Origin of the sequence: Subtercola boreus, from assembly GCF_003399635.1 — a bacterium.
Lineage (GTDB): Bacteria > Actinomycetota > Actinomycetes > Actinomycetales > Microbacteriaceae > Subtercola > Subtercola boreus_B.
Window position 1 is genome coordinate 41,957 of sequence record NZ_NBXB01000033.1, and the last position, 23,900, is coordinate 65,856.

26 protein-coding genes and 1 tRNA gene are annotated in these 23,900 nt (G+C 67.0%); 15 read left to right on the forward strand and 12 right to left on the reverse strand.

Features of this window, described 5'->3' with window-relative positions; translation table 11 throughout:
• Window positions 1-12 precede the first annotated feature (12 nt).
• Window positions 13-1,200: a 2-C-methyl-D-erythritol 4-phosphate cytidylyltransferase gene (gene ispD / locus B7R22_RS11960; protein ID WP_116411969.1), complete on the reverse strand. Its 1,188-nt coding sequence runs from the start codon at window positions 1,198-1,200 to the stop codon at window positions 13-15.
• Window positions 1,201-1,244: 44 nt separating this feature from the next.
• Complete coding sequence (locus B7R22_RS11965) at window positions 1,245-1,727, reverse strand: CarD family transcriptional regulator (RefSeq protein WP_116411970.1); 483 nt, start codon at window positions 1,725-1,727, stop codon at window positions 1,245-1,247.
• 174 nt (window positions 1,728-1,901) lie between these two features.
• Between B7R22_RS11965 and B7R22_RS18830 the strand changes: the two genes are divergently transcribed.
• The gene (locus B7R22_RS18830; RefSeq protein ID WP_147305368.1) at window positions 1,902-2,483 is read left to right on the forward strand and encodes a hypothetical protein; all 582 of its coding nucleotides are present in this window, start codon (window positions 1,902-1,904) and stop codon (window positions 2,481-2,483) included.
• A gap of 43 nt (window positions 2,484-2,526) precedes the next feature.
• Here B7R22_RS18830 and B7R22_RS11975 read toward each other — a convergent pair whose 3' ends face one another.
• Together B7R22_RS11975 and B7R22_RS11980 are read right to left on the reverse strand one after the other, a co-directional pair.
• Window positions 2,527-3,207, reverse strand: coding sequence for a response regulator transcription factor (locus B7R22_RS11975; RefSeq protein ID WP_116411971.1), 681 nt, complete (start codon window positions 3,205-3,207; stop codon window positions 2,527-2,529).
• Complete coding sequence (locus B7R22_RS11980) at window positions 3,204-4,358, reverse strand: sensor histidine kinase (protein WP_116411972.1); 1,155 nt, start codon at window positions 4,356-4,358, stop codon at window positions 3,204-3,206. The genes B7R22_RS11975 and B7R22_RS11980 overlap by 4 nt, the downstream gene beginning before the upstream one ends.
• Window positions 4,359-4,570: 212 nt before the next feature.
• Here B7R22_RS11980 and phoU point away from each other — a divergent pair, with 212 nt between their 5' ends.
• Complete coding sequence (phoU, locus tag B7R22_RS11985) at window positions 4,571-5,227, forward strand: phosphate signaling complex protein PhoU (RefSeq protein WP_116411973.1); 657 nt, start codon at window positions 4,571-4,573, stop codon at window positions 5,225-5,227.
• Window positions 5,228-5,291: 64 nt separating this feature from the next.
• Here the strand turns inward: phoU and B7R22_RS11990 are convergent, their stop codons facing one another.
• Window positions 5,292-6,041, reverse strand: a complete 750-nt coding sequence (locus B7R22_RS11990; RefSeq protein WP_116411974.1) for a phosphoglyceromutase — start codon at window positions 6,039-6,041, stop codon at window positions 5,292-5,294.
• Between the two features lie 17 nt (window positions 6,042-6,058).
• On the opposite strand from B7R22_RS11990, the gene B7R22_RS11995 reads away from it, so the two are divergent.
• Complete coding sequence (locus B7R22_RS11995) at window positions 6,059-6,889, forward strand: class I SAM-dependent methyltransferase (RefSeq protein WP_116411975.1); 831 nt, start codon at window positions 6,059-6,061, stop codon at window positions 6,887-6,889.
• Window positions 6,890-6,986: 97 nt separating this feature from the next.
• Here the strand turns inward: B7R22_RS11995 and B7R22_RS12000 are convergent, their stop codons facing one another.
• The 4 genes from B7R22_RS12000 to B7R22_RS12015 all read right to left on the reverse strand — a co-directional run bounded on the left by B7R22_RS12000 (window position 6,987) and on the right by B7R22_RS12015 (window position 10,443).
• Window positions 6,987-8,081 (reverse strand): FUSC family protein, encoded by a 1,095-nt coding sequence (locus tag B7R22_RS12000; RefSeq protein ID WP_147305369.1) that lies wholly within the window; start codon window positions 8,079-8,081, stop codon window positions 6,987-6,989.
• Between the two features lie 11 nt (window positions 8,082-8,092).
• The gene (gene ygfZ / locus B7R22_RS12005; protein ID WP_116411990.1) at window positions 8,093-9,355 is read right to left on the reverse strand and encodes a CAF17-like 4Fe-4S cluster assembly/insertion protein YgfZ; all 1,263 of its coding nucleotides are present in this window, start codon (window positions 9,353-9,355) and stop codon (window positions 8,093-8,095) included.
• Between the two features lie 95 nt (window positions 9,356-9,450).
• Window positions 9,451-10,047, reverse strand: coding sequence for an FABP family protein (locus tag B7R22_RS12010; protein WP_116411977.1), 597 nt, complete (start codon window positions 10,045-10,047; stop codon window positions 9,451-9,453).
• 138 nt (window positions 10,048-10,185) lie between these two features.
• Window positions 10,186-10,443, reverse strand: a complete 258-nt coding sequence (locus tag B7R22_RS12015) for a hypothetical protein (RefSeq protein WP_116411978.1) — start codon at window positions 10,441-10,443, stop codon at window positions 10,186-10,188.
• A gap of 77 nt (window positions 10,444-10,520) precedes the next feature.
• Between B7R22_RS12015 and B7R22_RS12020 the strand changes: the two genes are divergently transcribed.
• The 8 genes from B7R22_RS12020 to pstB all read left to right on the forward strand — a co-directional run bounded on the left by B7R22_RS12020 (window position 10,521) and on the right by pstB (window position 19,795).
• Complete coding sequence (locus tag B7R22_RS12020; protein WP_104242648.1) at window positions 10,521-11,213, forward strand: winged helix-turn-helix transcriptional regulator; 693 nt, start codon at window positions 10,521-10,523, stop codon at window positions 11,211-11,213.
• Complete coding sequence (mshD, locus tag B7R22_RS12025; protein WP_116411979.1) at window positions 11,182-12,120, forward strand: mycothiol synthase; 939 nt, start codon at window positions 11,182-11,184, stop codon at window positions 12,118-12,120. The genes B7R22_RS12020 and mshD overlap by 32 nt, the downstream gene beginning before the upstream one ends.
• A gap of 68 nt (window positions 12,121-12,188) precedes the next feature.
• A complete protein-coding gene (locus tag B7R22_RS12030) occupies window positions 12,189-14,369 on the forward strand; it encodes an RNA degradosome polyphosphate kinase (protein ID WP_116411980.1) in 2,181 nt (726 codons plus the stop codon).
• On the forward strand, window positions 14,366-15,298 hold the full coding sequence (locus B7R22_RS12035; RefSeq protein WP_253259045.1) for an NUDIX hydrolase: 933 nt from the start codon (window positions 14,366-14,368) through the stop codon (window positions 15,296-15,298). The genes B7R22_RS12030 and B7R22_RS12035 overlap by 4 nt, the downstream gene beginning before the upstream one ends.
• 181 nt (window positions 15,299-15,479) lie before the next feature.
• The gene (locus B7R22_RS12040) at window positions 15,480-16,604 is read left to right on the forward strand and encodes a phosphate ABC transporter substrate-binding protein PstS (RefSeq protein WP_116411981.1); all 1,125 of its coding nucleotides are present in this window, start codon (window positions 15,480-15,482) and stop codon (window positions 16,602-16,604) included.
• Window positions 16,605-16,783: 179 nt separating this feature from the next.
• Window positions 16,784-17,857, forward strand: coding sequence for a phosphate ABC transporter permease subunit PstC (gene pstC / locus B7R22_RS12045; RefSeq protein ID WP_253259046.1), 1,074 nt, complete (start codon window positions 16,784-16,786; stop codon window positions 17,855-17,857).
• Window positions 17,851-18,954 (forward strand): phosphate ABC transporter permease PstA, encoded by a 1,104-nt coding sequence (gene pstA / locus B7R22_RS12050; protein WP_437184149.1) that lies wholly within the window; start codon window positions 17,851-17,853, stop codon window positions 18,952-18,954. The genes pstC and pstA overlap by 7 nt, the downstream gene beginning before the upstream one ends.
• 61 nt (window positions 18,955-19,015) lie before the next feature.
• Complete coding sequence (pstB, locus tag B7R22_RS12055; protein WP_116283808.1) at window positions 19,016-19,795, forward strand: phosphate ABC transporter ATP-binding protein PstB; 780 nt, start codon at window positions 19,016-19,018, stop codon at window positions 19,793-19,795.
• Between the two features lie 83 nt (window positions 19,796-19,878).
• Here the strand turns inward: pstB and B7R22_RS12060 are convergent, their stop codons facing one another.
• The 3 genes from B7R22_RS12060 to B7R22_RS12070 all read right to left on the reverse strand — a co-directional run bounded on the left by B7R22_RS12060 (window position 19,879) and on the right by B7R22_RS12070 (window position 22,259).
• Complete coding sequence (locus tag B7R22_RS12060; RefSeq protein ID WP_116411983.1) at window positions 19,879-20,742, reverse strand: anti-sigma factor; 864 nt, start codon at window positions 20,740-20,742, stop codon at window positions 19,879-19,881.
• Entirely contained in the window at window positions 20,739-21,332 is a 594-nt protein-coding gene (locus tag B7R22_RS12065; protein ID WP_116283810.1) for a sigma-70 family RNA polymerase sigma factor, read from the reverse strand. Before B7R22_RS12065 ends, B7R22_RS12060 begins: the two co-directional genes overlap by 4 nt.
• A 297-nt stretch (window positions 21,333-21,629) precedes the next feature.
• Window positions 21,630-22,259 (reverse strand): DNA-directed RNA polymerase subunit beta, encoded by a 630-nt coding sequence (locus B7R22_RS12070; protein WP_116411984.1) that lies wholly within the window; start codon window positions 22,257-22,259, stop codon window positions 21,630-21,632.
• Between the two features lie 92 nt (window positions 22,260-22,351).
• Between B7R22_RS12070 and B7R22_RS12075 the strand changes: the two genes are divergently transcribed.
• The 4 genes from B7R22_RS12075 (at window position 22,352) to B7R22_RS12090 (ending at window position 23,790) form a co-directional block, all read left to right on the forward strand.
• Window positions 22,352-22,424: transfer RNA gene (locus B7R22_RS12075), tRNA-Lys, on the forward strand.
• Window positions 22,425-22,681: 257 nt separating this feature from the next.
• On the forward strand, window positions 22,682-22,933 hold the full coding sequence (locus tag B7R22_RS12080; RefSeq protein WP_116411985.1) for a type II toxin-antitoxin system Phd/YefM family antitoxin: 252 nt from the start codon (window positions 22,682-22,684) through the stop codon (window positions 22,931-22,933).
• Window positions 22,930-23,325, forward strand: a complete 396-nt coding sequence (locus tag B7R22_RS12085; RefSeq protein ID WP_147305370.1) for a PIN domain-containing protein — start codon at window positions 22,930-22,932, stop codon at window positions 23,323-23,325. The genes B7R22_RS12080 and B7R22_RS12085 overlap by 4 nt, the downstream gene beginning before the upstream one ends.
• A gap of 198 nt (window positions 23,326-23,523) precedes the next feature.
• Window positions 23,524-23,790 carry a helix-turn-helix domain-containing protein gene (locus tag B7R22_RS12090; RefSeq protein ID WP_253259047.1) on the forward strand — a complete coding sequence of 89 codons (267 nt, stop codon included), beginning with the start codon at window positions 23,524-23,526 and terminating at the stop codon, window positions 23,788-23,790.
• Window positions 23,791-23,900: the final 110 nt, after the last annotated feature.

A 23,900-nucleotide genomic window follows, 5' to 3' on the forward strand; every position in this document is an offset into this window, starting at 1 on the left:
TCTGCCGCTTCGTTACGCGGGGTACACCAGCGCAGTGGCGATCGCGACCACTCCTTCGCTTCGCCCGGTGAAGCCGAGGCCGTCGGTGGTGGTCGCCGAGATGCTCACCGGAGCGCCGAGGATGCCCGCCAGGACGCTCTGGGCCTCGAGGCGCCGGGCGGCGAAACGCGGGCGGTTGGCGATGAGCTGCACGGCGACGTTCCCCACCCGGAGACCTGCGGCCGTGAGCATCCGGAGCGTCTCGGTGAGGAACACCTCGCCGCGGGCACCGGAGAAGCGGGGATCGTCTGTTCCGAAGGTGCTGCCGATGTCGCCGAGACCGCTGGCCGAGAGCAGGGCGTCGCAGATCGCATGCGCCACCGCATCGCCGTCGCTGTGGCCCGAGAGTCCCTGCTCACCCGGCCAGTGCAGGCCGGCGAGCCACAGAGGCTGCTCATCGGCGGCCGGCGCGAAGGCGTGCGAGTCGACGCCCACGCCGGTGCGCGGCAGCACCAGCCCGGGGGCCGGCTGCAGTTCCTGTTCGGCGCGTCGCAGGTCCCAGGCGGTGGTGATCTTGAACGCGAGCGGGTCGCCGTGGATGATCGTGACCGGGTAACCCGCCTCAGCGACGAGTGCGGCGTCGTCGGTCGCATCGTGCCCAGCCTCCGCGTAGGCGCGTTCGAGCTGTTCGCGCGGGAAACCCTGCGGGGTCTGCACCGCACTCAGTTCCGCACGGTCGACCGTCTCGAGCGCGAGACCGAACGGATCTGTGCGCTTGATCGTGTCGCTCACCGGCAGGCCGGGCACCGCTCCCCGGCCGGATGCCACCACGGCGTCGATCACCGCCTCGAACTGGGCCACCGGGGTGAGCGCGCGAGCGGCGTCGTGCACAAGAACCGTCTGCACCGAATCAACCAGCACGGCCAGTCCGCGTGCCACCGACTCCTGCCGGGTCTCCCCGCCCGCCACCGCGGTCACGTACGCGGATGCCGCACCGGCGACATCCGCTCCGATCTGCTGCGCTTCGCCGACGCGGTCGGCGGGGGCGACGATCACGATCTGTGCCTCGCCCGCGAGCGCGAAGACCGGGTCGAGGGAGCGGGAGAGAATCGTTCGGCCGGCCAGCGAGACGAAAGCCTTCGCCTGACCGTGGCCGAGGCGGGTGCCGTTGCCTGCCGCGACGATGATGACGGCGACAAGGGGCTGTGCGGAGCTGTTCACCCTCCCCAGCCTAGGGTCAGGAGCGAACGGGCCGGGGGCCGGGCTCAGGAGGCCAGCACCTCATCGAGCATCAGGGACGCCTTCTCCTCGTCGGTCTTCTCGGCGAGAGCCAGTTCGGAGACGAGGATCTGCCGGGCCTTGGCGAGCATGCTCTTCTCCCCCGCCGACAGCCCTTTGTCGTTGTCGCGCCGCCACAGGTCGCGAACCACCTCGCTGACCCTGATGACGTCGCCCGAGGCGAGCTTCTCGCCGTTCGCCTTGAACCGGCGCGACCAGTTTGTGGGTTCTTCGGTGAACGGGGTGCGGAGCACCTCGAACACCCGGTCGACACCGTCGTGCCCGATCACGTCGCGGACGCCCACCAGCTCGACGTTCTGGGCCGGCACCTTGATGACCAGGTCGCCCTGGTTGACCTGCAGGGTGAGGTAGACCCGCTCCTCACCCTTGATGGTGCGAGTCGTCACCTCCGTGATCGTCGCTGCGCCGTGATGGGGGTAGACAACTGTCTCGCCGACCTCGAAGAGCATGGGAACCCGTCCTTTCCAGACGGACCAATTTACCACAGCGGGTGTCCGGCACCCCGGGTCGACGAACCCTCTCTGCGACACGGGCCGGGCTCGCCGGTAGGCTAAACTCAGCAGGGTTCACCGCCCGATTTCGCTTGTGTGATGACGGCGAACGGGTACTTCTGGAGGGTTTTTGTGAGAACACGCTACGCGGCATCCATTCTCGTCGCCGCACTCGTCGGCGTCAGCGCAACGGGCTGCGCCTTCATCACCCCCCAGGCGACGACGTCGATCGGCCAGGTCACCGACGGTGTCGACGGCAGTGTCTCGCCCGACCTCAAGATCCGGAACGCCACGTTGATCAGCGACGACAAGACCTCGGCCAGCCTGATCGTGTCGCTGGTGAACACCGGCGACGAAGACCACCAGGTCGTCGTGCAGTACGAGGACAGCACGGGCAAGAGCGTCGACGCTGTCGCTCTGGTCGGTGCCCGCAGCACACTCACCGTCGGGGGAAGCACCGACGAGAGGCTTGTGCTCGAGAACGTCGACCTCACGGTCGGCCAGCTCTTCCCCATCTTCTTCCAGTACGGCGGCCAGACCGGCACCAAGCTCCTCGTCCCTGTGCTCTCGAGCGACTGGGAGCAGTTCGATGGGCTCGAGCCGACTGCGGCCCCGACACCCACTCCGACCGCGACCGCGGTTCCGCTGCCGGTGCCCACGTCGACCTCGACGCTCGCGCCTGAGGCGACCGTCACCCCGACGCCCGCCCCGTAGGCCCGCCGAGGGCGGCATCCCCGGTCATCCCGGAGATCGCCCGCTACGCCTCGAAGCGGTAGCCGAGCCCCCGCACGGTCACCAGCAACACAGGCTCCGACGGGGCCGTCTCGATCTTCGAGCGGAGGCGCTTGATGTGCACGTCGAGCGTCTTGGTGTCTCCGAAGTAGTCCGACCCCCAGACGCGGTCGATCAACTGGCCCCGGGTCAGTACGCGGCCGGCGTTCCGCAGCAGCATCTCGAGGAGCTCGAACTCCTTGAGCGGCATGGGCGTGTCACGGCCGTTCACGGCGACGGTGTGCCGTTCGACATCCATCCGCACCGGGCCGGCCTCCAGCACCGGCTCGCCCAGCTCTCCCGACTCGCTGCGGCGTCGCATGACGGCACGGATGCGCGCCAGAAGCTCCCTCGACGAGTACGGCTTCGTGACATAGTCGTCGGCCCCGAGCTCGAGCCCCACCACGATGTCGATCTCGCTGTCCTTGGCGGTGAGCATGATGATCGGCACCTGCGACTTCGTGCGGATCTCGCGGCACACCTCGGTGCCCGGGATGCCCGGGATCATCAGGTCGAGAAGCACCAGTTCGACACCGCCCCTGTTGAACTCGGCGATGGCGGTCGGACCGTCGGCCGCAACCGTGACGGCATAGCCCTCGCGCTGCAGCAGGTAGGCGAGAGGTTCGCTGAGCGCGATCTCGTCTTCGACCAAGAGGATCTGGATCACTGTGGTTCTCCTAACGAGGCTGTCGCAGCGTGTGATGCCGCAGGCAGCCGGATGGTGAATGTCGACCCGAGACCGGGCTGGGACCAGACACGGATGTCGCCGCCGTGGTTCTCGATGACGTGTTTGACGATGCTGAGGCCGAGACCGGTTCCGCCGGTGTTGCGGGAGCGCGCCTGGTCGACGCGGAAGAACCGTTCGAACACGCGGCCGAGTTCTTCTTCGGGGATGCCGATCCCCTGGTCGGTGACCGCGATCTCGACGACGCCCTCGTTCAGGCGCACGCCCACCCCGACCCGCGTACCCGACTGGGAGTACTGCACGGCGTTCGCGATCAGATTGTGGAGGGCGAGCACGAGCAGCCCCTCGTCTCCGTAGACCTGAGCTCCCTGCTCGCCGCCGCTGACAATCGTGACGTTGTGCGTGTCGAGCTGCACGTGGTTCTGGTCGACGGCACTGGCGACGATCGAGTCGACGTCGAGCAGTGTCGCATCGGTGAGCACGTCAGCCGCCTGCAGGCGCGAGAGTTCGATGATCTCGCGGGTTATGCGACCGAGGCGGTGCGCCTCCGTCTCCATCCGTTTCGCGAACCGCCGCACCTGCGCGGGGTCGTCCGCCGCGGGTTCGAGAGCCTCCGCGAGCAGTGAGATCGCGCCGATCGGCGTCTTCAGTTCGTGGCTGATGTTGGCGATGAAGTCACGCCGCACCTCTTCGAGGCGATGGGCTTCGGTGCGATCATCCGCCAGCAGGAGAAGGTAACGACTGCCGAGCCGCGCGACCCGCACGAGGAGGTGGATGGTCGCGTCGCCGAACGGTCCCCGGGCAAGGCTCAGGTCACGAGACGCGGGAACACCGGTGCGCCTGACGGAGTCGACCATCCTGATGAGCTCCGGATGCACGAGGGTCTGGTTCCACACGAGGCCGAAGGCCAGCGCTGCCGGCGACACCTTCACCACATTGTTCGAGGCATCGAGCACCACGCCGGCCGACTCGATCGCGTCGATGACCTGGTCGACCCCATCCGGAACCGACGGATCGACGATGGTGGCGGCATGGTCGCCTCGCCTCGCAGCAGCGAAGAGAACGAAGACGAAACCCGAGCCGACGGTGAGGCCGAGTGCCACAGAGAGCAGCACCAACAAGCCTGAATCCATAACGACTACACTAATGACTCCGGTGGCAGGCGTTCTCTCCGAAGCCTCCTCAACGGCAGCAGGTCGCACGAAGTTCAACGGATGGGCACCATCTGTTAACCTCGTGTCGGCAGAATGGCGTCGTCGGTTCTGGCCACTCGTCGTGGTCGGCCGTCACTGTTCGGTGCGACCGCGCCAGATCACAGCGAAGCACCGCAGAAAGGTTCGAACACATGCGCGAGGTTTTCCAGCAGGAACTCCGTGAAGTCCAGGAGCGACTGGTCGAGATCAGCCGTCTCGTAGTCGTCGCCATCACGAACGCGACGACCGCGTTCAACGAGTCGGATGTGGCTCTGGCAGAGCAGGTCATCGCTCAGGACTCCAAGATCGACGCCCTCGCGTCGGATCTCGATGAGCTCGCGATCAGCATCATGGCGCTGCAGCAGCCGGTCGCCCGCGACCTCCGCATCGTCGTGAGCGCTCTTCGCATGAGCGCGTCGCTCGAGCGGATGGGCGACATCGCCGAGCACATCGCCCAGCTCGCCCGCTACCGCTACCCCGACAAGGTCGCCAAGGACAGCCTGCTCGGCGTGTTCAGCGAGATGGGCGCCCTCGACGTGGAGGTGGCCGAGATGCTCAGCCGCCTGATCGAGACCGAAGACCTGGCGCTGGCCGACGAGATCCGCGACACCGACGACCGCATCGACGAGCTGCACCTCAGCGTTTTCGAGGCCGTGCTGAGCGAGACCTGGGCGGGCACCTCGGTGAACACGGTCGACGTGACGCTGGCGTCGCGCTACCACGAACGCTTCGCCGACCACGCGGTCAGCATCGCCAAGAAGGTCAAGTACCTCGCAACCGGCGAGTGGACCGGTTCGGGCGTGCGCTGAGCCGCACCCGCCAACGGAAGAAGCCCCCGGCCTCACGGCTCGGGGGCTTCTTGCGTTCTTCAGCCTATTTCTTGCCCTGCGACGCAACGGCCGCGGCACCGGCGGCGGCGGCCTCGGGGTCGAGATAGACGGCGGGCTCGATGGGCACGAAGTCCTCGTCGAGCCTGTACACGAGCGGGATGCCCGTGGGGATGTTGAGCTCGGCGATGTCGTCGTCCGAGATGGTGTCGAGGTGCTTCACGAGGGCCCGCAGCGAGTTGCCGTGCGCCGTGACCAGCACGGTCTTGCCCGCCGTGAGATCGACCGTGATGTCGCTGAACCAGTAGGGCAGCATCCGGTCGACGACGTCCTTCAGGCACTCGGTGCGGGGCACCGCGTCACCGAGGTCGGCGTAGCGCGGGTCGCCCACCTGCGAGAACTCGTCGTCGTCGGCGATGGGGGGCGGCGGCACGTCGTACGAGCGGCGCCAGGTCTGGAACTGCTCGGGGCCGTACTCTGCGAGGGTCTGCGCTTTGTCCTTGCCCTGCAGGGCGCCGTAGTGGCGTTCGTTGAGGCGCCAGGAGCGCTTCACGTCGATCCAGAGGCGACCGGCCACGCCGAGGGCGAGGTTGGCGGTGTCGATCGCGCGGACGAGCCGCGAGGTGTAGAGCACGTCGGGCGCGAGGCCCGACTCGGCCAGCAATTCGCCCGCACGCTTCGCCTCGCCGACACCCTGTTCGCTCAACCCCACGTCGACCCAGCCGGTGAAGAGGTTCTTCTGGTTCCAGTCGCTGTTACCGTGGCGCAGCAGGATCAAGGTGTAGGGCTCAGTCATGGAATTAGTCTAGAACCATGCCCATCGGCGAAATCACGCGCGGAACGACGAACACGAACCGCCTGCGCCGCGTCGACCGGTGGATCGCCGCACTGCCTGCGCTCCGCCGTGCGGCCGCACCGTTGGTCGTCGACCTCGGCTACGGCGCCAGCGGTGTGACGGCCTTCGAACTGCAGCGGCGCCTCGCGCGGGTGCGCCCCGAGGTGGAGGTGGTGGGGCTCGAGATCTCCCCGTCACGCGTCTCGACGGCGGTGGCGCAGCTGGCCGCGGTGCGCGCCGGTACGTCGGGCTCCGGTTTCGCTCCCGACGCGCGGGTCGGGTTCGCGCTCGGCGGGTTCGAGGTGCCCCTGCAGGGCGGGCGTGGGGCCACGGTCATCCGCGCGTTCAACGTGCTCCGGCAGTACGACGAGGCGGAGGTCGCTGCGGCCTGGCACCGGATGACCGGGCGGCTCACTCCCGGAGGCGTGCTGGTGGAGGGCACCTGCGACGAGATCGGCCGCGTGTCGAGCTGGGTGGCACTGGATGCTCGAGGGCCGGTGTCGTTCACACTCTCACTCCGCCTCGCGGGACTCGATCGGCCGTCGATCGTGGCGGAGCGTCTGCCGAAGGTGCTGATCCACCGGAATGTGGAGGGTGAGAGCATCCACTCACTGCTGGTCGCGCTCGACCGCGCCTGGCAACACAACGCGCCGCTCTCGGTGTACGGGCCGCGGCAGCGCTGGGTGGCTGCGGTGGGTGCCCTCGTCGCGGAGGGCTGGCCCGTGCTGGGCCCGGCCGCGCGCTGGCGCCTCGGCGAGCTGACGCTGCCCTGGGCATCCGTCGCGCCCCGCGGCTTCGCCTGGTCCTGAGACGCCTACGGACACGTGAGACGTGCATGCCGGTCTCACGTGTCCGCGAGGGTCTCACATGAGGGGGCGGTGCGGCTGGGGATGTCGGAGGGGCGCGTCAGAGTGGGGGGAGGGCGGCTCGGGCATCGTCGGGGGTCAGGCCCGTTGCTGTGAGGAGATCCATCACGAGGGGGCGGAGCTCCATCACGACCGACCCCTCCGCCACACTCGAACCGGGGACGAGCATCCCGGGGTCGAGGCGCACGGCGACGAGGATCAGGTTCTGGCGCACGAGGGGGTGCACCAGCGGGTCATCGAGGCTCTGCCCGAGCAGGTTGACCGCGCTCACCAGCCCGTTCAGCAGGTCGGCGAGTTCGTTCCGCGGGCGGCCGTCGCGCATCACCACGCTGAGCCGACGCGTCACCACCCGCAGGTCGCGGAGCGCCAGGTCCACCCCCGCCAGCAGCACGTCCTGGCGCTCGAGTTCGGGCAGGCCCCGCCGAAGGAACGGAGAGATCTTGGCGATGCCGATGGCCGAGTCGAGGGAGACGCGCCACTGGTCCATCAGTGGCTGGGTCGACCGAGCGAGGTCGAGCACAGAGCCGATGTCGCTCTCCTCGCCGCGCCGGAGTTCCTCCACCAGTCGCTCCAGGATGCGCGAGAAGGTGCCGAGCATCCTCTTCGCGTCCGCATGGGCAACCCGGCGGGCATCCCGGGGAACCAGCGCCGTGAGCAGCAGCGCGACCACTCCCCCGATGACGCCGTCGACCGAGCGCGTGAATGGCCCGCTCGCCACCACCGGAAGGATGGCGACCAGCGCTGACTGCGACGCCGCGATGATTGCGAACCCGGGCGCTGGCGAGAAGAAGCGGGCCGCGAAGAGCGTGATCACGACGGCGAGGGCGAGCTGCGAGATCCCCTGCCCGGCGACCAGCAGGATGACCTCACTCAGCGTGATGCCGAGCGTCACCCCGATCGCGGTCTCGAGCACACGGAGCGGTCGGGCATCCCGCACGAAGCCGAGGCTCGAGAGCGTCACTGTGGCGGCCGTCACGGGCGTGAGATGCCCGAACAGGTAGTAGGCGATGGCGTACGACACGACAACTGCGATGACGAGCTGGATGATCGGCAGCGCCGATCCCGCGGAGCGGTTTGCGCCGACCCGCGCGATCACCTGCAGGCGGGTGGCCCAGCGCCGTGGAGGTCGACTCATGTGGGGCGGGGTCAGCGGCGGACGGCGCCGAGGCGGGGCAGGCGCGGGATGCGGCCGACGGCGGCGCCGGCCGCGGGGGGCACGATGACCTCCTGGGTGGCGGCCACGAGGATGCCTTCGCTCCGTACGGCGAGGGCGGCATCGACGGGGGTGCTGCGGCGCACGATGGCCAGGGCGATCGGGCCGAGCTCGAAGTGCAGGGCGCTGGCTGTGACCTGGCCGACGGCGGCCGAAGCCAGGGCCGCCGTCGCCGCGTCGGTGGGCGTCACAGCGTCCGGCGAAGCGCTGGCGGGGGCTGGGGCCTCCGCGGTGGGGCTTACCAGGGCTTCGCCACCCTGCACGATGACGTCGTCGCCGGGCGCAGGCAGCACTGCGTCGGAACCGTCGAGGTGCAACATCACGAGGCGACGGGGTGGATGCCCGAGGTTGTGCACCTTGGCGACGGTCTCCTGGCCTCGGTAGCAGCCCTTGCTCAGGTGCACGGCCGAGCGAATCCAGTCGACCTCGTGCGGGATGAGCCTTTCGTCGGCCTCTGTGCTGAAGCGGGGGCGCCAGGCCGCGATGCGGAGTGCCTCGAACGCCAGCAGACCGGCGACCTCGAGCTCGCCGCGGCGGGCGGCGTCGACGACGGCGACCAGCGAGGAGCGCGGCACCAGCGACTCGCGCCACGGGAAGTCGGCACCCGGATGCTCGTCGATGTCGGCGTACTGGTGGCCACCGGCCACGACCTCCGTCCACGGGTCGACCCAGGTGAGGGCGACATCGTTCGGGGCTGCGACGAACGCCTCGATCGCGGCGGCAGAGGTGACGCCATTGGCACTCCCCGTGAGAGCAGCGTCGGCCCCGGGCATCCAGCCGACCGTCGAGAACTCGTCGCTGCGGTCGGCGACCTCCACGCGCAGCATGAAACGCATGCGGTCGAGCCACGCCGCGAGCGGTGCCGCCTCGGGCCCGTCCACGAGCAGCCACGCCGTGACGCCGTCGTCGAAGACGCGGATGGCGTGCTCGACGCGGCCGGACGGGTCGAGCAATAGGGTCTCGGCAGAGTCGCCGGGCATGAGGCGTTTGAGCGCCTGACTGGTGACTGAGTCGAGCCAGCTCAGGCGGTCGGGGCCGGTCACCGAGATGACCCCGCGCGACGAGAGGTCGACGATCGCGCCGCCGACGAGCATCCGCTGCTCGCGGAGCGGGTTGCCGTAGTGCGAGGCGACGCCGGCGTCGGCTCCGGATGACTCGACGGCGCCCGGGAGGCTGAGGAACTGTGACGGGGTCATGAGGTGCCGATCTGTCGGGGTGGCCAGCATCGGAGCGGGTGTTGGTCGGAGGGGGTGGCTGCCGGGAGCCGGGAGGGAGCGAAAGGGAGAGGAGGTCAGTCCGTCTTGGCGAGGCGGGCCGAGGCGTGCGTGCGGAGATCCTGCCCGAGGGCCGCGATGTCCCAGGCCCAGAGCAGGTGCCCGCCGACGAGGCCATAGATGCGGGTGGCCGCCGTGTACTCCTTGGCAGAATGCGAGCGCATCACGGCGTCGGTGGCGAGGTCGATACGGGCCGCCTTCACCTGGCCGATGTAGAGCTCGTCGACCCCGCCGGGGTGCAGGAGCGAGACCTCGACGTCGAAGCCGTCGTCGGCGTTCCGGAGCGTCTCGACCGACTCGGTCGTGGAGTACGGACGGGGATCTGCGCCCGGCAGCATCCCGGGACCCGGGTCGCCCTCGACCGAGGGACGCGACAGACGCCAGTAACCCATCTCGGTGACAAGCGGAGTGAGCTTGTCGTCGAGCAGCCAGGCATACGAGCTGTAGTTGAGGTAGGGCAGGCCGTCATTGCTGAAGCTGACGCGCTGGCCGAATTCGTGCGACACCTTCTCGTCACCGATGGTGTAGTCGATGACTCCGGTGCCCTCCCAGACCCCGATCAGCCAGGACAGGGGGACGATCTCGGCAGGCAGGCCGGTGGGGATCTCGATCATGGGGCGCCGAACGGTCAGCGCTGGCCGCGGAACAGCCTCAGGATGACCACGATCGAGGTGAAGGCGATGCCGACACCGGCCAGACCGAGCAACCCGAGGTAGAAGATTTCGAGGGGCACATAGTTCATACCCCCGATTCTATTGGCTAAAGCCCAGCGCGAGCGTCGCCACGGCGAGAATGACCACCGAACCGGCGATGCTGGCGGAGCACCGGTCGACGAAACCCTCGGGCCGGGACAGACCGAGCTGAACGACGAACGTCAGGATGACCACCCCGCCGAGGATCACCGCGAGAAAGACGAGGTGAGAGGCCGGATCGGCCAGCACGCCGGTGATGACCGCCCCGACGAGTGCGAGCAGCCAGACGGGGGCGGCACTTTTCACGAGGAGGTTCATCAGGCCATTCTGCCCGATGCCATGGGCTCCGAGGTCGAGCCGCTAGTATTGCCCTAAGCATTATCTGGAGGATCTCTGTGGCGCAGTTGTTGATCCTGACCTCTGCGGTCGACAAAGAGGTGCTGCCCGCGCTCTCCCTCCTGAGTCATCGCACCCGGCAGATCCCGGCCGAGGCCGCCCAATTGGTGAACACCCCCAACTGCGACCTGATCTTCATCGATGCCCGGCGCGACCTCGCCAGTGCCCGGTCGCTCTGCAAGATCCTGAAGACCACGGGCATCGGCGTGCCCATCGTGCTGATCCTCACCGAGGGTGGGCTGACGGCGGTGAGCGCTGAGTGGGGCGCGGCCGATGTGCTGCTCGAGTCGGCCGGCCCGGCCGAGGTCGACACGCGCATCAGGCTCGCCATCGGCCGCCAGGTGCAGGAGCAGTCGTCCTCGAAGATCCAGGCCTCCGGCGTCGTGATCGACGAGGCCAGCTACTCGGCCCGCGTGCACGGTCGCCCGCTCGATCTCACCTTCAAGGAGTTCGAGCTGCTGCGCTTCTTCGCACTCAACCCGTCGAGGGTCTTCACTCGCGAGCAGCTCCTCAGCGAAGTCTGGGGCTACGACTACTTCGGCGGCACCCGCACTGTCGACGTGCACGTCAGGCGCCTCCGTGCCAAGCTCGGCGACCTCGAATCCCTGATCGGCACCGTGCGGAACGTCGGCTACCGGTTCAACTTCTTCGAAGACGAGAATGAGCGCCTCGCGCAGGCTCGAAACGCTTGACCCCTCCGACGCGGCGTCGATCGCCGCGGTGGAGGTTCTGGTCGAGCGCGCCGGCGAGGTGGATGGCCAGCCGGCCTTCAACGACCAGACCCGTCTGGAGCTGAAGTCGGGCACCACCCACGTGGTTCTCGCACGCGACGCCGACCGCCTGGTCGGGGCCGCAGCGGTCGCCGACGACACGCTCGAACTGGTCGTCGCCCCGGATGCCCGGGGCCACGGTGTCGGCGGCGCGCTGGTCGAGCACGTGCTGACGTCGCGCACCGGCTCGCTGCTGCTGCGCGTGCTGGAGCCGTTCGTGGGCGCGTTCCCGGCCCCGACCCTCGCCTGGGCGCACGGCGATCACCCCGGCGCACGCCGCCTCGCCGAGCAGCACAGTTTCGAGCCGGTGCGGAGGCTGCTGCAGCTGCGGATGCCGCTGGCCGCGATTCCGGATGCCCGCACCCCCGAATCGGCGCCCGGGATCACCTTCGACACCTTCGACGCCGCGCGCGACAGCGCACCGTGGGTCGCCCTGAATGCGCGAGTGTTCGCCGGTCATCCGGAGCAGGGAAGACTGACCGAGGCCGACCTCGCCGCCCGCCGCGCCGAGCCGTGGTTCGACGCCGGAGACTTCCTCCTCGCGCGGGACGACGACGGTGTCATGGTCGGCTACAACTGGCTGAAGGTCGAGCCCGCAGACGCCGACGGCGAGCGCATCGGCGAGATCTACGTGATCGGTGTCGACAGCACCCATGCGGGCCGTGGGCTCGGCCGGGCCCTGATGCGGCAGGGTCTCCGGCGTCTCGCAGAACGCGGATGCACGGTGGCGGCCCTCTACGTGGAGGAGGACAACGGGCCCGCCGTCCCGCTCTACCGCAGCCTCGGTTTCGCCGATCACACGGTCGACGTGCAGTACGCGAAGCGCTGACCGCAGCCACGACCCCGTTCACCTCTCGTTTACCCTCGCCGGACTCCCACGGGTGACATGATGAGTGAATGGATGACGACAACATCACCCTCGACGCTGGCGTGGGTGCGGACTACCTCGACGACGACTTCGAGCTCATCGAAGACCCCAACGACCCAGCCCTTCCCGAGGGCCGTTACCTCGACCGCGAGCTGAGCTGGCTCGCTTTCAACCGGCGGGTGCTCGAGCTTGCCGAAGACCCGACGCTGCCGGTCATCGAGCGGGCGAACTTCCTCGCCATCTTCGCCTCGAACCTCGACGAGTTCTTCATGGTGCGGGTCGCAGGGCTCAAGCGCCGCATCGTCACCGGCCTCGCGGTTCCGACCAACATCGGGCGCGGCCCGCAAGACGTGCTGAACGACATCTCCGTCGCCGTTCACGAACTCCAGGCGCGGCACGCTGCCGCCTACCAGAAGCTCGTGAAGCCGGCACTGGATGACGCGGGCATCCACATCGTGCAGTGGGAGTCGCTCGGCCAGTCCGATCGCGACCGTCTCACCGAGGTGTTCAGCGACGAGATCTTCCCCGTTCTGATGCCGCTCGCCGTCGACCCCGCGCATCCGTTCCCCTACATCTCCGGTCTCTCGCTGAACCTCTCGGTGCGCGTGCGCAACCCGAAGAGCGACCGCCAGGAGTTCGCCCGCCTGAAGGTGCCGCAGGTGCTGCCGCGGTTCGTGCGCGTCGACCCGAAGGAACGCACGAGGGACGTGCGATTCATCAGCCTCGAAGACCTGATGGCGAATCACCTCGGCCACCTCTTCCCGGGTATGGAGGTGCTGGAGCACCACGTGTTCCGCGTCACCCGCAACGAAGACGTCGAGATCGAGGAGGATGAGACCGAGAACCTCATCCAGGCCCTCGAGAAGGAGCTGCTGAAGCGACGCTTCGGTCCGCCGATCCGGCTTGAAATCACTGAGGAGATGGATGATGTGACCCTCGGTCTCATTGTGCGGGAGCTCGACGTGACCGAGCAGGAGGTGTACCGCCTGGCGGGGCCGCTCGACCTCGGCGGGCTCTTCGAGCTGAGCAAGATCGACCGACCCGACCTGAAGTACCCGAAGCACGTTCCGACGACGAACGTCTACCTGCTGCCACCCGAGCCGAACGCCCGGCCCGACATCTTCAAGGCGATCGCCCGGCAGGACATCCTGGTGCATCACCCGTACGAGTCGTTCGCGACCAGCGTGCAGGCGTTCCTGGAGCAGGCCGCAGCCGATCCCGACGTGCTGGCGATCAAGCAGACGCTCTACCGCACGTCGGGTGACAGCCCGATCGTCGAGGCCCTCATCGACGCGGCCGAGGCCGGCAAGCAGGTGCTCGCGCTCGTGGAGATCAAGGCGCGCTTCGACGAGCAGAACAACATCTCCTGGGCCCGCAAGCTCGAAAAGGCCGGCGTGCACGTCGTCTATGGCCTCGTCGGGCTGAAGACGCACTGCAAGCTCGCGCTCGTGGTGCGCCGCGAGAAGGGCAAGCTGAAGCACTACAGCCACATCGGAACCGGCAACTACAACCCGAAGACATCGCGGATCTACGAGGACTTCGGGCTGTTCACCGCCGACGACCAGGTGGGCAAGGACCTGACCCGGCTGTTCAACGAGCTGAGCGGCTACGCGATCGAGAAGAAGTTCAAGCGGCTGCTCGTCGCACCGCTCCACCTCCGCAAGGGCCTGCTCAAGCGCATCGCCCAGGAGGCGACGAACGCGCAGAACGGTCTGCCCTCGGGCATCAAGATCAAGCTGAACTCGATCGTCGACGAAGCCATCATCGACGGGCTCTACCGTGCCAGCCAGGCCGGCGTGCCGATCGATATCTGGGTTCGCGGCATCTGCGCGATCAAACCCGGCGTGCCGGGGCTCAGCGAGAACATCCGGGTGCGCTCGACCCTCGGGCGTTACCTGGAGCACTCGCGCATCTTCTGTTTCGAGAACGACGGTGACCGCCAGGTCTACATCGGCTCGAGCGACATGATGCACCGGAACCTCGATCGCCGCGTCGAAGCGCTGGTGCGTCTCGTGGCTCCGGATCACCTCAAGGAGATCGCCGCGATGTTCGAGCTGGCGATGTCGGACACGGTCACCTCGTGGTGGCTCGACGGCGACGGCGGCTGGACGAGGCATACGCTGAAAGACGACGGCGAGAAGCTGATCGACCTGCAGGATCGCCTGATGTACCTCACTTCCCGTCGCAAGCGCCCGAGCATCCTCCGGTGACCGTCTACGCTGCCGGTGCCGTCTGTTGGCGCCTCGACGGTGACAGGGTGCGAGTACTGGTGATCCATCGGACGATGCGGAACGACATCTCGCTGCCCAAGGGAAAGGTCGAACCCGGCGAGACCCTTCCCGAGACGGCGGTTCGCGAAGTTCTGGAGGAGACCGGGCTGGCCATCGACCTGGGGGTGCCGCTCGGCGTCACCAGTTACACGATGCCGAACAACCGCGACAAAGTCGTGTACTACTGGGCAGCGGAGGTTCCCGCCGGGCTCTACGCCACGGCGGAGTTCCAGCCGAACGAAGAAGTCACCGCGCTCGAATGGCTCTCGCTTCGCAAGGCAAAGAAGATGCTGACCTACGAACGAGACGTCGAAGTGCTCGAACGCTTCCAGTTGCTCGTCGACCAGGGCGTGTCCCGCACCTTCGCGCTGATCGCCCTCCGGCACGCGAAGACCATTCCGGGTTCCGAGTTCGACGGTCCCGACACCGACAGACCGCTCACGCACCGGGGCCGCACGGAGGCGAACGTGATCGTTCCCGCGCTCAGCGCCTTCGGGCCGGATGTGGTGATCGCAAGCGACGCCAGGCGCTGCCTCGAGACGGTGACCCCGTTCTCGGAAGCAGCTGAGGTGCGCGTGCGGAGCACCCACCTGATCAGCCAGGACGCCTTCGAAGACGGCACCAGCGACGTGCGGCGGGTGGTTGCCAAGCGGGTGCGCAAACTCCGCAGCGCCATCCTCTGCGCCCACGGACCTGTGCTGCCCGAGATCGTGCGCGAGGTCGGCCTCGCAGCCGGCGGCACCCGCCAGGCGTCGCTCGCGCGCGCCGGCGACCTGCCCGTTGCCGGTTTCTCGGTGCTGCATCTCTCGCTCGACCAGCCGGGCTCGGGCATCATCGCCATCGAGACGCACGTTCCGCAACTGGGCTGACCCGGGCATCCGCCAGCCCGACGCTGCTGTCCACCTTTTGTTCACCTCCCGTTCACCCTGCGGGGGCGTCGTGGTTACGGCAGCGCCGTACCTTCGACAAGGGCCTGCACCGGCCCCATCAGCGCTTGCACCCGAATCACTTCCGCGGCGCTGGAGGACTACCCCAATTGAAGGGAACACAGTGAAGTTCAAGAATGTGGCCGCGACAGGAGCTGTCTTCATGGCAGCCGCACTCGCGCTCTCCGCCTGCTCGTCGAGCAGCACCGGCACCGCGAGCACCACCCCCGCAACGAGCTCGGCAGCGGCCGAAGCGACCTCAGCTCCCCTCGACGCCAGCCTGACCGGCACGATCACGGCCGGTGGCTCGAGCGCCCAGGCCAACGCGGAGACCGCATGGATCACCGCCTACAACGCCCAGGTCAAGGGTGTCACCGTCAACTACGACAAGTCGCAGGGCTCCGGCGGCGGCGTCACGAACTGGCTCGCCGGAAGCTACGACTTCGCCGGCAGCGACTCCCCCCTGAAGCCCGACCAGGTCACCGCAGCCGCGGCCCAGTGCGGCACCGGTGGAGCCCTCAACCTCCCCGTCTACCTCGACGGCGTGGCGATCATCTACAAGCTCGACGGCGTCACCACCCTGAACCTGTCGACCGAGACCATCGCGAAGATCTTCTCGCTCGCGATCACCACCTGGAACGACCCGGCCATCGTCGCCGACAACCCCGGTGTGACCCTTCCCGCGACGCCCATCACCACGGTCGCCCGCTCTGACGGCTCCGGCACCACGCAGACGTTCACCAACTTCCTGAGCGAGGCCGCACCGTCGGCCTGGGCCTTCCCGGCCAGCAACGCGTGGCCCGTCACCGGCAACGTGTCGTCGCAGAAGGGTGGCTCTGGCGTCGTCCAGGCCGTCGGCGCCGGCAGCGGAACCATCGGTTACGCCGACCACAGCGCGATCGGTGACGCCACCGCCGCGACGATCAACAAGGTCGAGTTCAGCGCGGATGCAGCCACTGCGGCCTTCGCAGCAGCAGCGACCACGGTTCCCACCGGAACCGGCGACCTGTCGCAGAAGATCGACTACTCGAAGCTGACCGGCACCGACGTGTACCCGATCCCGCTGGTCTCGTACCAGATCGTCTGCACCACGTTCAAGGACGCCAAGCAGGCCGAGCTGGCCAAGTCGTTCATCGGCTTCGTCGCCTCGAGTGTCGGCCAGAAGGTCGCTGCGAAGAACGCCGGCTCCGCACCGATCCCCGACGCGACGCTGACTGAGGTTCTCGCCTCGCTGGCCACCGTCAAATAAGTCACCAACCGCCGTCAGATCTCTCGAGAAAGAACGCAGTGAGCGACAAGATCTCAGTTCAATCTGCTCCCCCGAGCTCAGCCGGCGGTTTCGGTTCAACCAGCACCAAGACCCCGGGAGGCAGCCCGCAGAACGCGGCTGCCTCTCGGGGCGGTACCCGGGTTCGCCCGGGTGACTTCATCTTCCGCTTCCTGAGCACCGGCTCTGCGGTGCTCATCATGATCATCCTGGCGGGCGTCGCCCTCTTCCTGATCATCTCCGCCATCCCGGCCATCACCGCCGACTGGGGATCGAACGACCAACTCAACACCGGTCCGACGGCCGCCTTCCCGAACTTCTGGGCCTATGTCGGCCCGCTGATCTGGGGAACGCTCTGGTCGGCTGCGATCGCGCTTCTGTTCGGTGCCCCCATCGGCATCGGGATCGCCCTCTTCATCTCGCACTACGCCCCCCGCCGCCTCGCGTCGGTCCTCGGCTACCTCGTGGATCTGCTCGCCGCCGTGCCGTCCATCGTCTTCGGTCTCTGGGGCATCATCGTCATCCGCCCCTTCCTGATCCCGCTCTCCGACTGGCTGGGCGCGAACCTCGGCTGGATCCCCATCTTCGGTGGCCCCGTCACCACCACCGGCTCGACGATCCTCGCTGGCGCCCTGGTGCTCGCCGTCATGATCCTGCCGATCATCACCTCGATCTCCCGGGAGATCTTCCTGCAGACCCCGCGCCTGCATGAAGAGGCCGCTCTCGCCCTCGGCGCGACCCGCTGGGAGATGATCCGGATGGCCGTCTTCCCCTACGCCAAGTCGGGAATCGTCAGCGCCACCCTCCTCGGCCTCGGCCGCGCACTCGGTGAGACAATGGCCATCGCGCTGATCATCTCGCCCGCCATCCTGGTCTCGGTCAAGCTGATCACCGAGGGCCAGAACTCGCAGACGATCGCCGCGAACATCGCGCTGAACTTTCCGATCGCGACCACCCTGCAGCGCGACGCCCTGATCGGCACGGGCCTCATGCTGTTCGTGATCTCGCTGGTGGTCAACTCCATCGCCCGCATCATCGTCAACGGCAAGCCGCTCGGGCGAAAGAAGAAGTCCAAGCCTGCCGGTCCTCGTACACCGAGCCCCCTGAGCCGCGTTCCCGCCGGCGACTTCGCATCGGCGACCGCGCTCGATGTGGTCTCCGGATCGTCCCGCGCCGGCAATCCCGGTGACGAAGGCCCCACCCCCGAAGAAGATATCGAAGGAGCGAGATATTGACCGCCCTCAGCCAGCGCACGAAGCCCACCGGACCGGTCGGCAACTCGCTGACCACCGGCCAGCTGCCCCGCTTCGCCGAGCTCTACGTGCTGGCGGGCAGTGCGGTTGTCAGCGGCCTCCTGCTGCTACTCGCCGGCTTCAATGTCGTCGGGTGGCTCGTGCTCACCGCGGTGGTCTACCTGATCGCCCTCAGCATCCTCTCCCTCGTCGTCGAGAACCGCCGGAAGGCCACCGACCGCCTCGTGCGGGGCCTCGTGACCGTCGCGTTCCTCCTGGCGCTCATCCCGCTCGTCTCGACACTGTCGACCGTGGTCATCCAGGGCGCAGGTGAACTGAGCTGGAGCTTCATCACCCAGACCGGCGCCTCGACCTTCGACCCCGACACCCTCGAGGTCAAGCAGACTCCCGGCGCGTTGCAGGCCATCGTCGGAACGCTGATCATCACCGGTATCGCAGCACTGATCTCGATCCCGATCGGTCTCTTCACGTCGATCTACCTCGTCGAGTACGCACTGCCGAAGCAGTGGCTCGCCCGAACCGTGACGTTCCTGGTCGACGTCATGACGGGCATCCCGTCGATCGTCGCCGGTCTGTTCGCGTTCTCGCTCTTCTCGATCCTCGTCGGACCCAAGGCATTCAGCGGGTTCTCCGCCTCTATCGCACTCTCGGTGCTGATGATTCCGACCGTCGTGCGTGCCTGCGAGGAGATGCTGCGCCTCGTGCCCGGCGACCTCCGCGAGGCGTCGTACGCACTCGGTGTGTCGAAGTTCGCGACCATCGTCAAGATCGTGCTGCCGACCGCGATCGCCGGGCTCATCACCGGCATCATGCTGGCCGTGGCCCGCGTCATCGGTGAGACCGCGCCGATCTTCCTGGCCGCGAGCTTCACCGACAACTTCAACTCGAACCCGTTCGACGGGCCGATGCAGACCCTGCCGGTGCTCGCGTACACCGGGTACGCCTTCCCGGGCTCGGACATCGCCGCGTCGAACGCCTCCGCCTGGGGCGCTGCCCTCCTGCTGGTCATCCTCGTGGTCATCCTGAACCTCATCGCGCGCGTCATCGCGAAGATCTTCGCCCCCAAGGGCGCGCGCTAGACGCGGCGCAGCCTCCTCTCTTCTCCTCTTCTTCCCGAACCGCTCCTCGCAAAGGAAACCAGTGTCAAAGCGAATCGAAGTCAACGACCTCAACGTGTTCTACAGCGATTTCCTCGCTGTGGAAGGTGTCACGATCACCATCGAACCCCGTACGGTCACCGCCTTCATCGGCCCGTCGGGCTGCGGCAAGTCGACCTTCCTGCGAACGCTCAACCGCATGCACGAAGTCATCCCCGGCGCCCACGTCGAAGGTGAGGTGCTGATCGATGGCAACAACCTCTATGCCGCCGGCGTCGACCCCGTCATGGTGCGCCGCCAGGTCGGGATGGTGTTCCAGCGCGCGAACCCATTCCCCACGATGTCGATCCGTGACAACGTGCTGGCGGGCCTGAAGCTCAACAACCGCCGCCTCTCGAAGGCCGACGGCGACGACCTGGTCGAGAAGGGCCTCCGCGGAGCGAACCTCTGGAACGAGGTCAAGGATCGCCTGGGTCTGCCCGGCGGCGGCCTCTCGGGCGGCCAGCAGCAGCGCCTCTGCATCGCCCGCGCCATCACCGTCGAGCCCGACGTGCTGCTGATGGACGAGCCCTGCTCCGCTCTCGACCCGATCTCCACGCTCGCGATCGAAGACCTCATCACCGAGCTCAAAGAGGACTACACGATCGTGATCGTGACCCACAACATGCAGCAGGCCAGCCGCGTCTCCGACAAGACGGCCTTCTTCAACATCGCGGGCACCGGCAAGCCCGGCAAGCTGATCGAGTACAACGACACGACGGCGATCTTCGGCAGCCCCACCAAGAAGGAGACCGAGGACTACGTGAGTGGTCGCTTCGGATAGGCAGCACCTGCGCCATCTGGCGTCTGCAACGACAGAAGCCCCGCCGGTTGGATGACCGGCGGGGCTTCTGTCGTTCTGATGGGCTACGAGGCCACCGTCAGGATCGGCGTTGTCGTGGGTGCCTGTGAGCCACCCGCCGGCTCCACCGTCACGCCGACGACGTCGCCCGTCCTCATGCTTCCGGTGAGCACGTGCCACGTCGTCGCGTCTCCACCCGGGGTGAACGTGCCAGCCGGAGTGACCGTCGTGCCATTGATGTACCAGGCTTCGTAGGTCTTGCCGGCAGGAAGGGACGGCATGCCCTGAGCCACGACAGCGGCCTTGCCGACCGTCGCCGACCAGAGAACTGTCGCCTCTCCCCCGCCCGTGATCGTGCTGTGCGCGGTCTGCACGTCGGATGCAGCGTAGATGGCCGCCAGCGAACTCGCTGAGGCCTGCTGCGAACTCGACGAGGAGTTGTTCTGCAGGAACTGGGTGGCGACAGCGCCGCCGCCCACGAAGATGGCCACGGCCGCGGCTGCAGCCACCAAGGCGCCGACCGGGCGGGAGAACCACCGGGAGCGGGCCTTGTCCTCGGCGGCCGTGCGAGGCACGAACGCCGAAACGTCGACCACCTCCGGAGCGGCCGCGGTGGCAGGAGCGTCATCGGGAGCTGCAGCGAGGGTGTGCTGCGGAGCATCCTGAACCGGCGTCTTCGGCACGACAGGCGTGTCGAAACCCTGCGGAGTCTGGGCGATCTGCGCCATCAGCCGACTCTTCAGGTCGGCCGACGGTTCAACCGGTGTCGCGGCGAGGGCCAGCAGCAGCGCCGTGGCCCGCAGCTCGTCGACCTCGGTGGCAAGTTCGGGCGAATCGACCAGAGCACGCTCGAAGTCGACCTGCTCGGCAGGGGTCAGAGCGTCGAGTGCGTAGGCACCCGACTGGAGGTATTGCTCTTCTTTCGTCATTTCGTCACCCCCATCTCATCTCTCAGGCGAATCATTCCATCGCGTAGTCGTGTCTTCACCGTGCCGATCGGCACGTGAAGGAGTTCTGCCACCTCGGAGTGGCTGTAACCGCCGTAGTAGGCCAGCGAGATGGCCTGGCGTTGAAGCTCAGTCAGTTGGCCCATGGCCTTCTTCACCCTCTCGTGCTCGATGCGGATCTCGACGGTCTCAGCGGTCTGGTCGTATTCACGTTCCAGATCCCTGATGCCGATCTTGGTGTCGCGATCGTGGCCGGCCTGGGAGGCGCGAACACGGTCGACTGCACGGCGGTGAGCCATCGTGAGGATCCACGACATGGCCGCACCCCTGCCCGTGTCGAAGCGATCGGCGGTCTTCCAGATTTCAAGGAAGACCTCCTGCGCCACTTCTTCGGACTGTGCAAAGTCAACAAGAAGACGCCTGATCAGACCCAGCACTCGAGGGGCGACCCTGTCGTACAGCTCGGAAAATGCGCGTTGGTCGGCGACAGCAACCTTGTGAAGAAGAGAGTCGAGACTCTCTTCCTGGTCGGTGTCGTCACGTTCGATGTGTTGGGTCACAAGTTTAAGCATCTCAGGTCTGTGCCTCAATCGGTCGAACGCGGGGTTTCTCTTGACACCGGTTGTTCGGAACGATGAGCCAAATGGATTGCCGATGCCCTCATCGGCACAGACAAACGGGCGAAAAGCGTCAGACGGGGACCGGGCCCGACACGGCTGAACAGGAGCTGAGGTGCTGGGCCGCAGAAACGCCTCTCGGCGCGAGGCCGCTCGGAGCGGCTAAATTTGGAGCCCGGGGTTACTGCGGCCCGGCTCGAACAGTTTACCAGCTTGCGGGGCCGGCCTCCCCGTCGGGGTTTCGCGCTCGACTCAGTCGAGGCTCTCGCGGCGCCAGAGCGTCGCGCAGGCCGCGAGCTCGGCGGCGATCGACTGGAACCGCAGCGCGCGTGTCGTCAATTCGCTGGCCCTGGCCGGATCGAGTGCCTCCGCGTCGTCGGCGAGGCTTGCGCATCCACTCGCCATCAACCGGCAGAAGGCCGCCGCCCGATCCAGCGCCACCGCGAAGTCGCCCTCGAACAGCCCGCGGAGGATCTGGTCGGCGAGTGCCGTGATCTCCTCCGGCCCCGTGGGCGTCGACGCCCCCGCCACCACAGGGTCGATGGTCGACGACAGCTCCGCGCCGCGCTGGAAGACGAAGCTCGACTGCTCGGGATCCTGCCGTGTCAGCGCGCGCAGCAGATAGATGCGCCAGAGCGCCCCCGGCAGGCTGCGGGCGGATGCTCGTGACCAGAGTTCGGCGATGGCATCGATGCCGTTCACGTCGGTGTACGCGATGAGCCGGTCGATGACACCGGGGTCGGGATCGGCTCGCACCCGGCTGAGAAGCGCCGCTGCCGTGTCGTGCGCGAGCCTGCTGATGTGCGCGGGATCCTCGCCGCCCTGGAACGCCTCGAAGGTCGAACCGGCGAACAGTGTCGGCTTGTGCGGTTTGTCAGTCACCCCATCAACGGTACGGCACGGTTCTGGATGCCCGGGGTCCGGCGTTTCGTGATTTAGCACTCGGGCGGGGGAACCGGTAGATTGGTGCACAAGGGCCTCTAGCTCAGTTGGTAGAGCATCGGACTTTTAATCCGTGGGTCGTCGGTTCGAGCCCGACGGGGCCCACCCTTGAACATTGGGATCGCAGCCCCTTCCGGGGCACCCCGGCTTCTCTCTCGCTAACGAACGGTTCGCTGGATGGCGCCACGTGAGCTTCGAACCAGCCGGACCTGTGGATCGACGCTGGTGACCTGGGCAACCGCGCCCGCCGCTCGGCCGCTGGGATGAGCATCGGCTGATCAGTAGAATCCGCCCCCGGCTGATCCACGCAGTCACCAATGCAGCAATCTAGATAATTGTCTAGATTGCGATACTCTGAGGGTATGGAGAAAGTCATCACGTCTGCGCAGCTGAGGCAGAATCCCTCCGAGGCGCTTCGGGACGTTCAGAATGGGGATGAGTATCACGTCACCTATCACGGTCGGGACATTGCAAGGCTGATCCCGCCCGAGCGGCCCCGCGGCGCGACCCGGGAGCAGGCAATGTCTTTGTACGCCACGCCCGTCGATAGTGGGTGGGCTGATGAACTCGAGGATCTGCGAGCCGGGGAGAACATGGATGATTCGTGGCGATGAATGAGTGCATCCTCGACACCAACGTGTTGATCGCTCAGAGCGGCGTGAAGCTGCCGGACGACACCACCTTCCTGGTGACCTCCATTTCGTACGCGGAACTACAGTTCGGACTGTCCACATCACTGGGTGACGGCCGAGTACACGCAGAACGTTCCCTCCGCCTGAACCGAGCCAAGGCCATCTATGGGGCCGGACTCCCCTTCGACGATCAGGCCTCGACGAGCTACGGCTACCTGACCGAATTGCTCCTGACGCACGGCAGAAGCCCTAGGGGCAGAATCGTCGACATCATGATCGCCTCGATTGCGCACTCCCGCGGAGCGTCGCTGATCACTCAAAACATCGACGACTTCGTCGGGCTTGAAGACGCTGTTCATGTGATGCCCTCCTGAGATTCGCCAAGGCGTGGACGTCTTCAACGTCATGCTCCCGGACGGGTTGATTGCTCACCGACTGCCCGCGGGCACTAGCTCGACGCTGATCACAGCCTTACACGTAGCTTCGCCAGCCACTCTTCCGCGAGAATTTCGCTTAGGCCGTCGCTTTGATTTCTGTTGTCAACAGACAACAGTAGTCAAATGTACTTGAGCGTGGCCGAAGTCGCTGATTCACTGAGTATATCTCGGCAGCGCGTTCTTTCGATGGTCAACGCGGGGCAGATTCCCGCGCAGCGGATCGGACGCGCATGGGCCATTGACGCAAGAGAACTCGACCGGCGATCGGCGCTCAGTCGGCCGCTGAGTCGCCGAATGGCGCTGGTCCTGTCCGATGCGATCTCTGGCCAATCCGTTCGAAGGCTCAGCTCCACCGAGCGCCACTATGCGCAGAAATACCTCGCCCTGTTAGCGGCCATGTGAAACTGCCCGTAGGCGGCCAGTAGTTCTGCCCGCTGGTGGCCAGGGGATCTGCCCACTGGTGGCCACGAGTTCTGCCCACTTCTGTTTTGTACCCGGACGCGTTAAGCGCC

What these genes read in the sequence shown, in the direction of transcription:
- B7R22_RS11965 (WP_116411970.1), bottom strand. Translation starts at nt 1,727, where the DNA reads ATGCTCTTCGAGGTCGGCGAGACAGTTGTCTACCCCCATCACGGCGCA.
- B7R22_RS11980 (WP_116411972.1), bottom strand. Translation starts at nt 4,358, where the DNA reads ATGGATTCAGGCTTGTTGGTGCTGCTCTCTGTGGCACTCGGCCTCACC.
- phoU (WP_116411973.1), top strand. Translation starts at nt 4,571, where the DNA reads ATGCGCGAGGTTTTCCAGCAGGAACTCCGTGAAGTCCAGGAGCGACTG.
- B7R22_RS11990 (WP_116411974.1), bottom strand. Translation starts at nt 6,041, where the DNA reads ATGACTGAGCCCTACACCTTGATCCTGCTGCGCCACGGTAACAGCGAC.
- B7R22_RS11995 (WP_116411975.1), top strand. Translation starts at nt 6,059, where the DNA reads ATGCCCATCGGCGAAATCACGCGCGGAACGACGAACACGAACCGCCTG.
- B7R22_RS12000 (WP_147305369.1), bottom strand. Translation starts at nt 8,081, where the DNA reads ATGAGTCGACCTCCACGGCGCTGGGCCACCCGCCTGCAGGTGATCGCG.
- ygfZ (WP_116411990.1), bottom strand. Translation starts at nt 9,355, where the DNA reads ATGACCCCGTCACAGTTCCTCAGCCTCCCGGGCGCCGTCGAGTCATCC.
- B7R22_RS12010 (WP_116411977.1), bottom strand. Translation starts at nt 10,047, where the DNA reads ATGATCGAGATCCCCACCGGCCTGCCTGCCGAGATCGTCCCCCTGTCC.
- B7R22_RS12015 (WP_116411978.1), bottom strand. Translation starts at nt 10,443, where the DNA reads ATGAACCTCCTCGTGAAAAGTGCCGCCCCCGTCTGGCTGCTCGCACTC.
- mshD (WP_116411979.1), top strand. Translation starts at nt 11,182, where the DNA reads ATGAGCGCCTCGCGCAGGCTCGAAACGCTTGACCCCTCCGACGCGGCG.
- B7R22_RS12030 (WP_116411980.1), top strand. Translation starts at nt 12,189, where the DNA reads ATGGATGACGACAACATCACCCTCGACGCTGGCGTGGGTGCGGACTAC.
- B7R22_RS12060 (WP_116411983.1), bottom strand. Translation starts at nt 20,742, where the DNA reads ATGACGAAAGAAGAGCAATACCTCCAGTCGGGTGCCTACGCACTCGAC.
- B7R22_RS12065 (WP_116283810.1), bottom strand. Translation starts at nt 21,332, where the DNA reads ATGCTTAAACTTGTGACCCAACACATCGAACGTGACGACACCGACCAG.
- B7R22_RS12080 (WP_116411985.1), top strand. Translation starts at nt 22,682, where the DNA reads ATGGAGAAAGTCATCACGTCTGCGCAGCTGAGGCAGAATCCCTCCGAG.
- B7R22_RS12085 (WP_147305370.1), top strand. Translation starts at nt 22,930, where the DNA reads ATGAATGAGTGCATCCTCGACACCAACGTGTTGATCGCTCAGAGCGGC.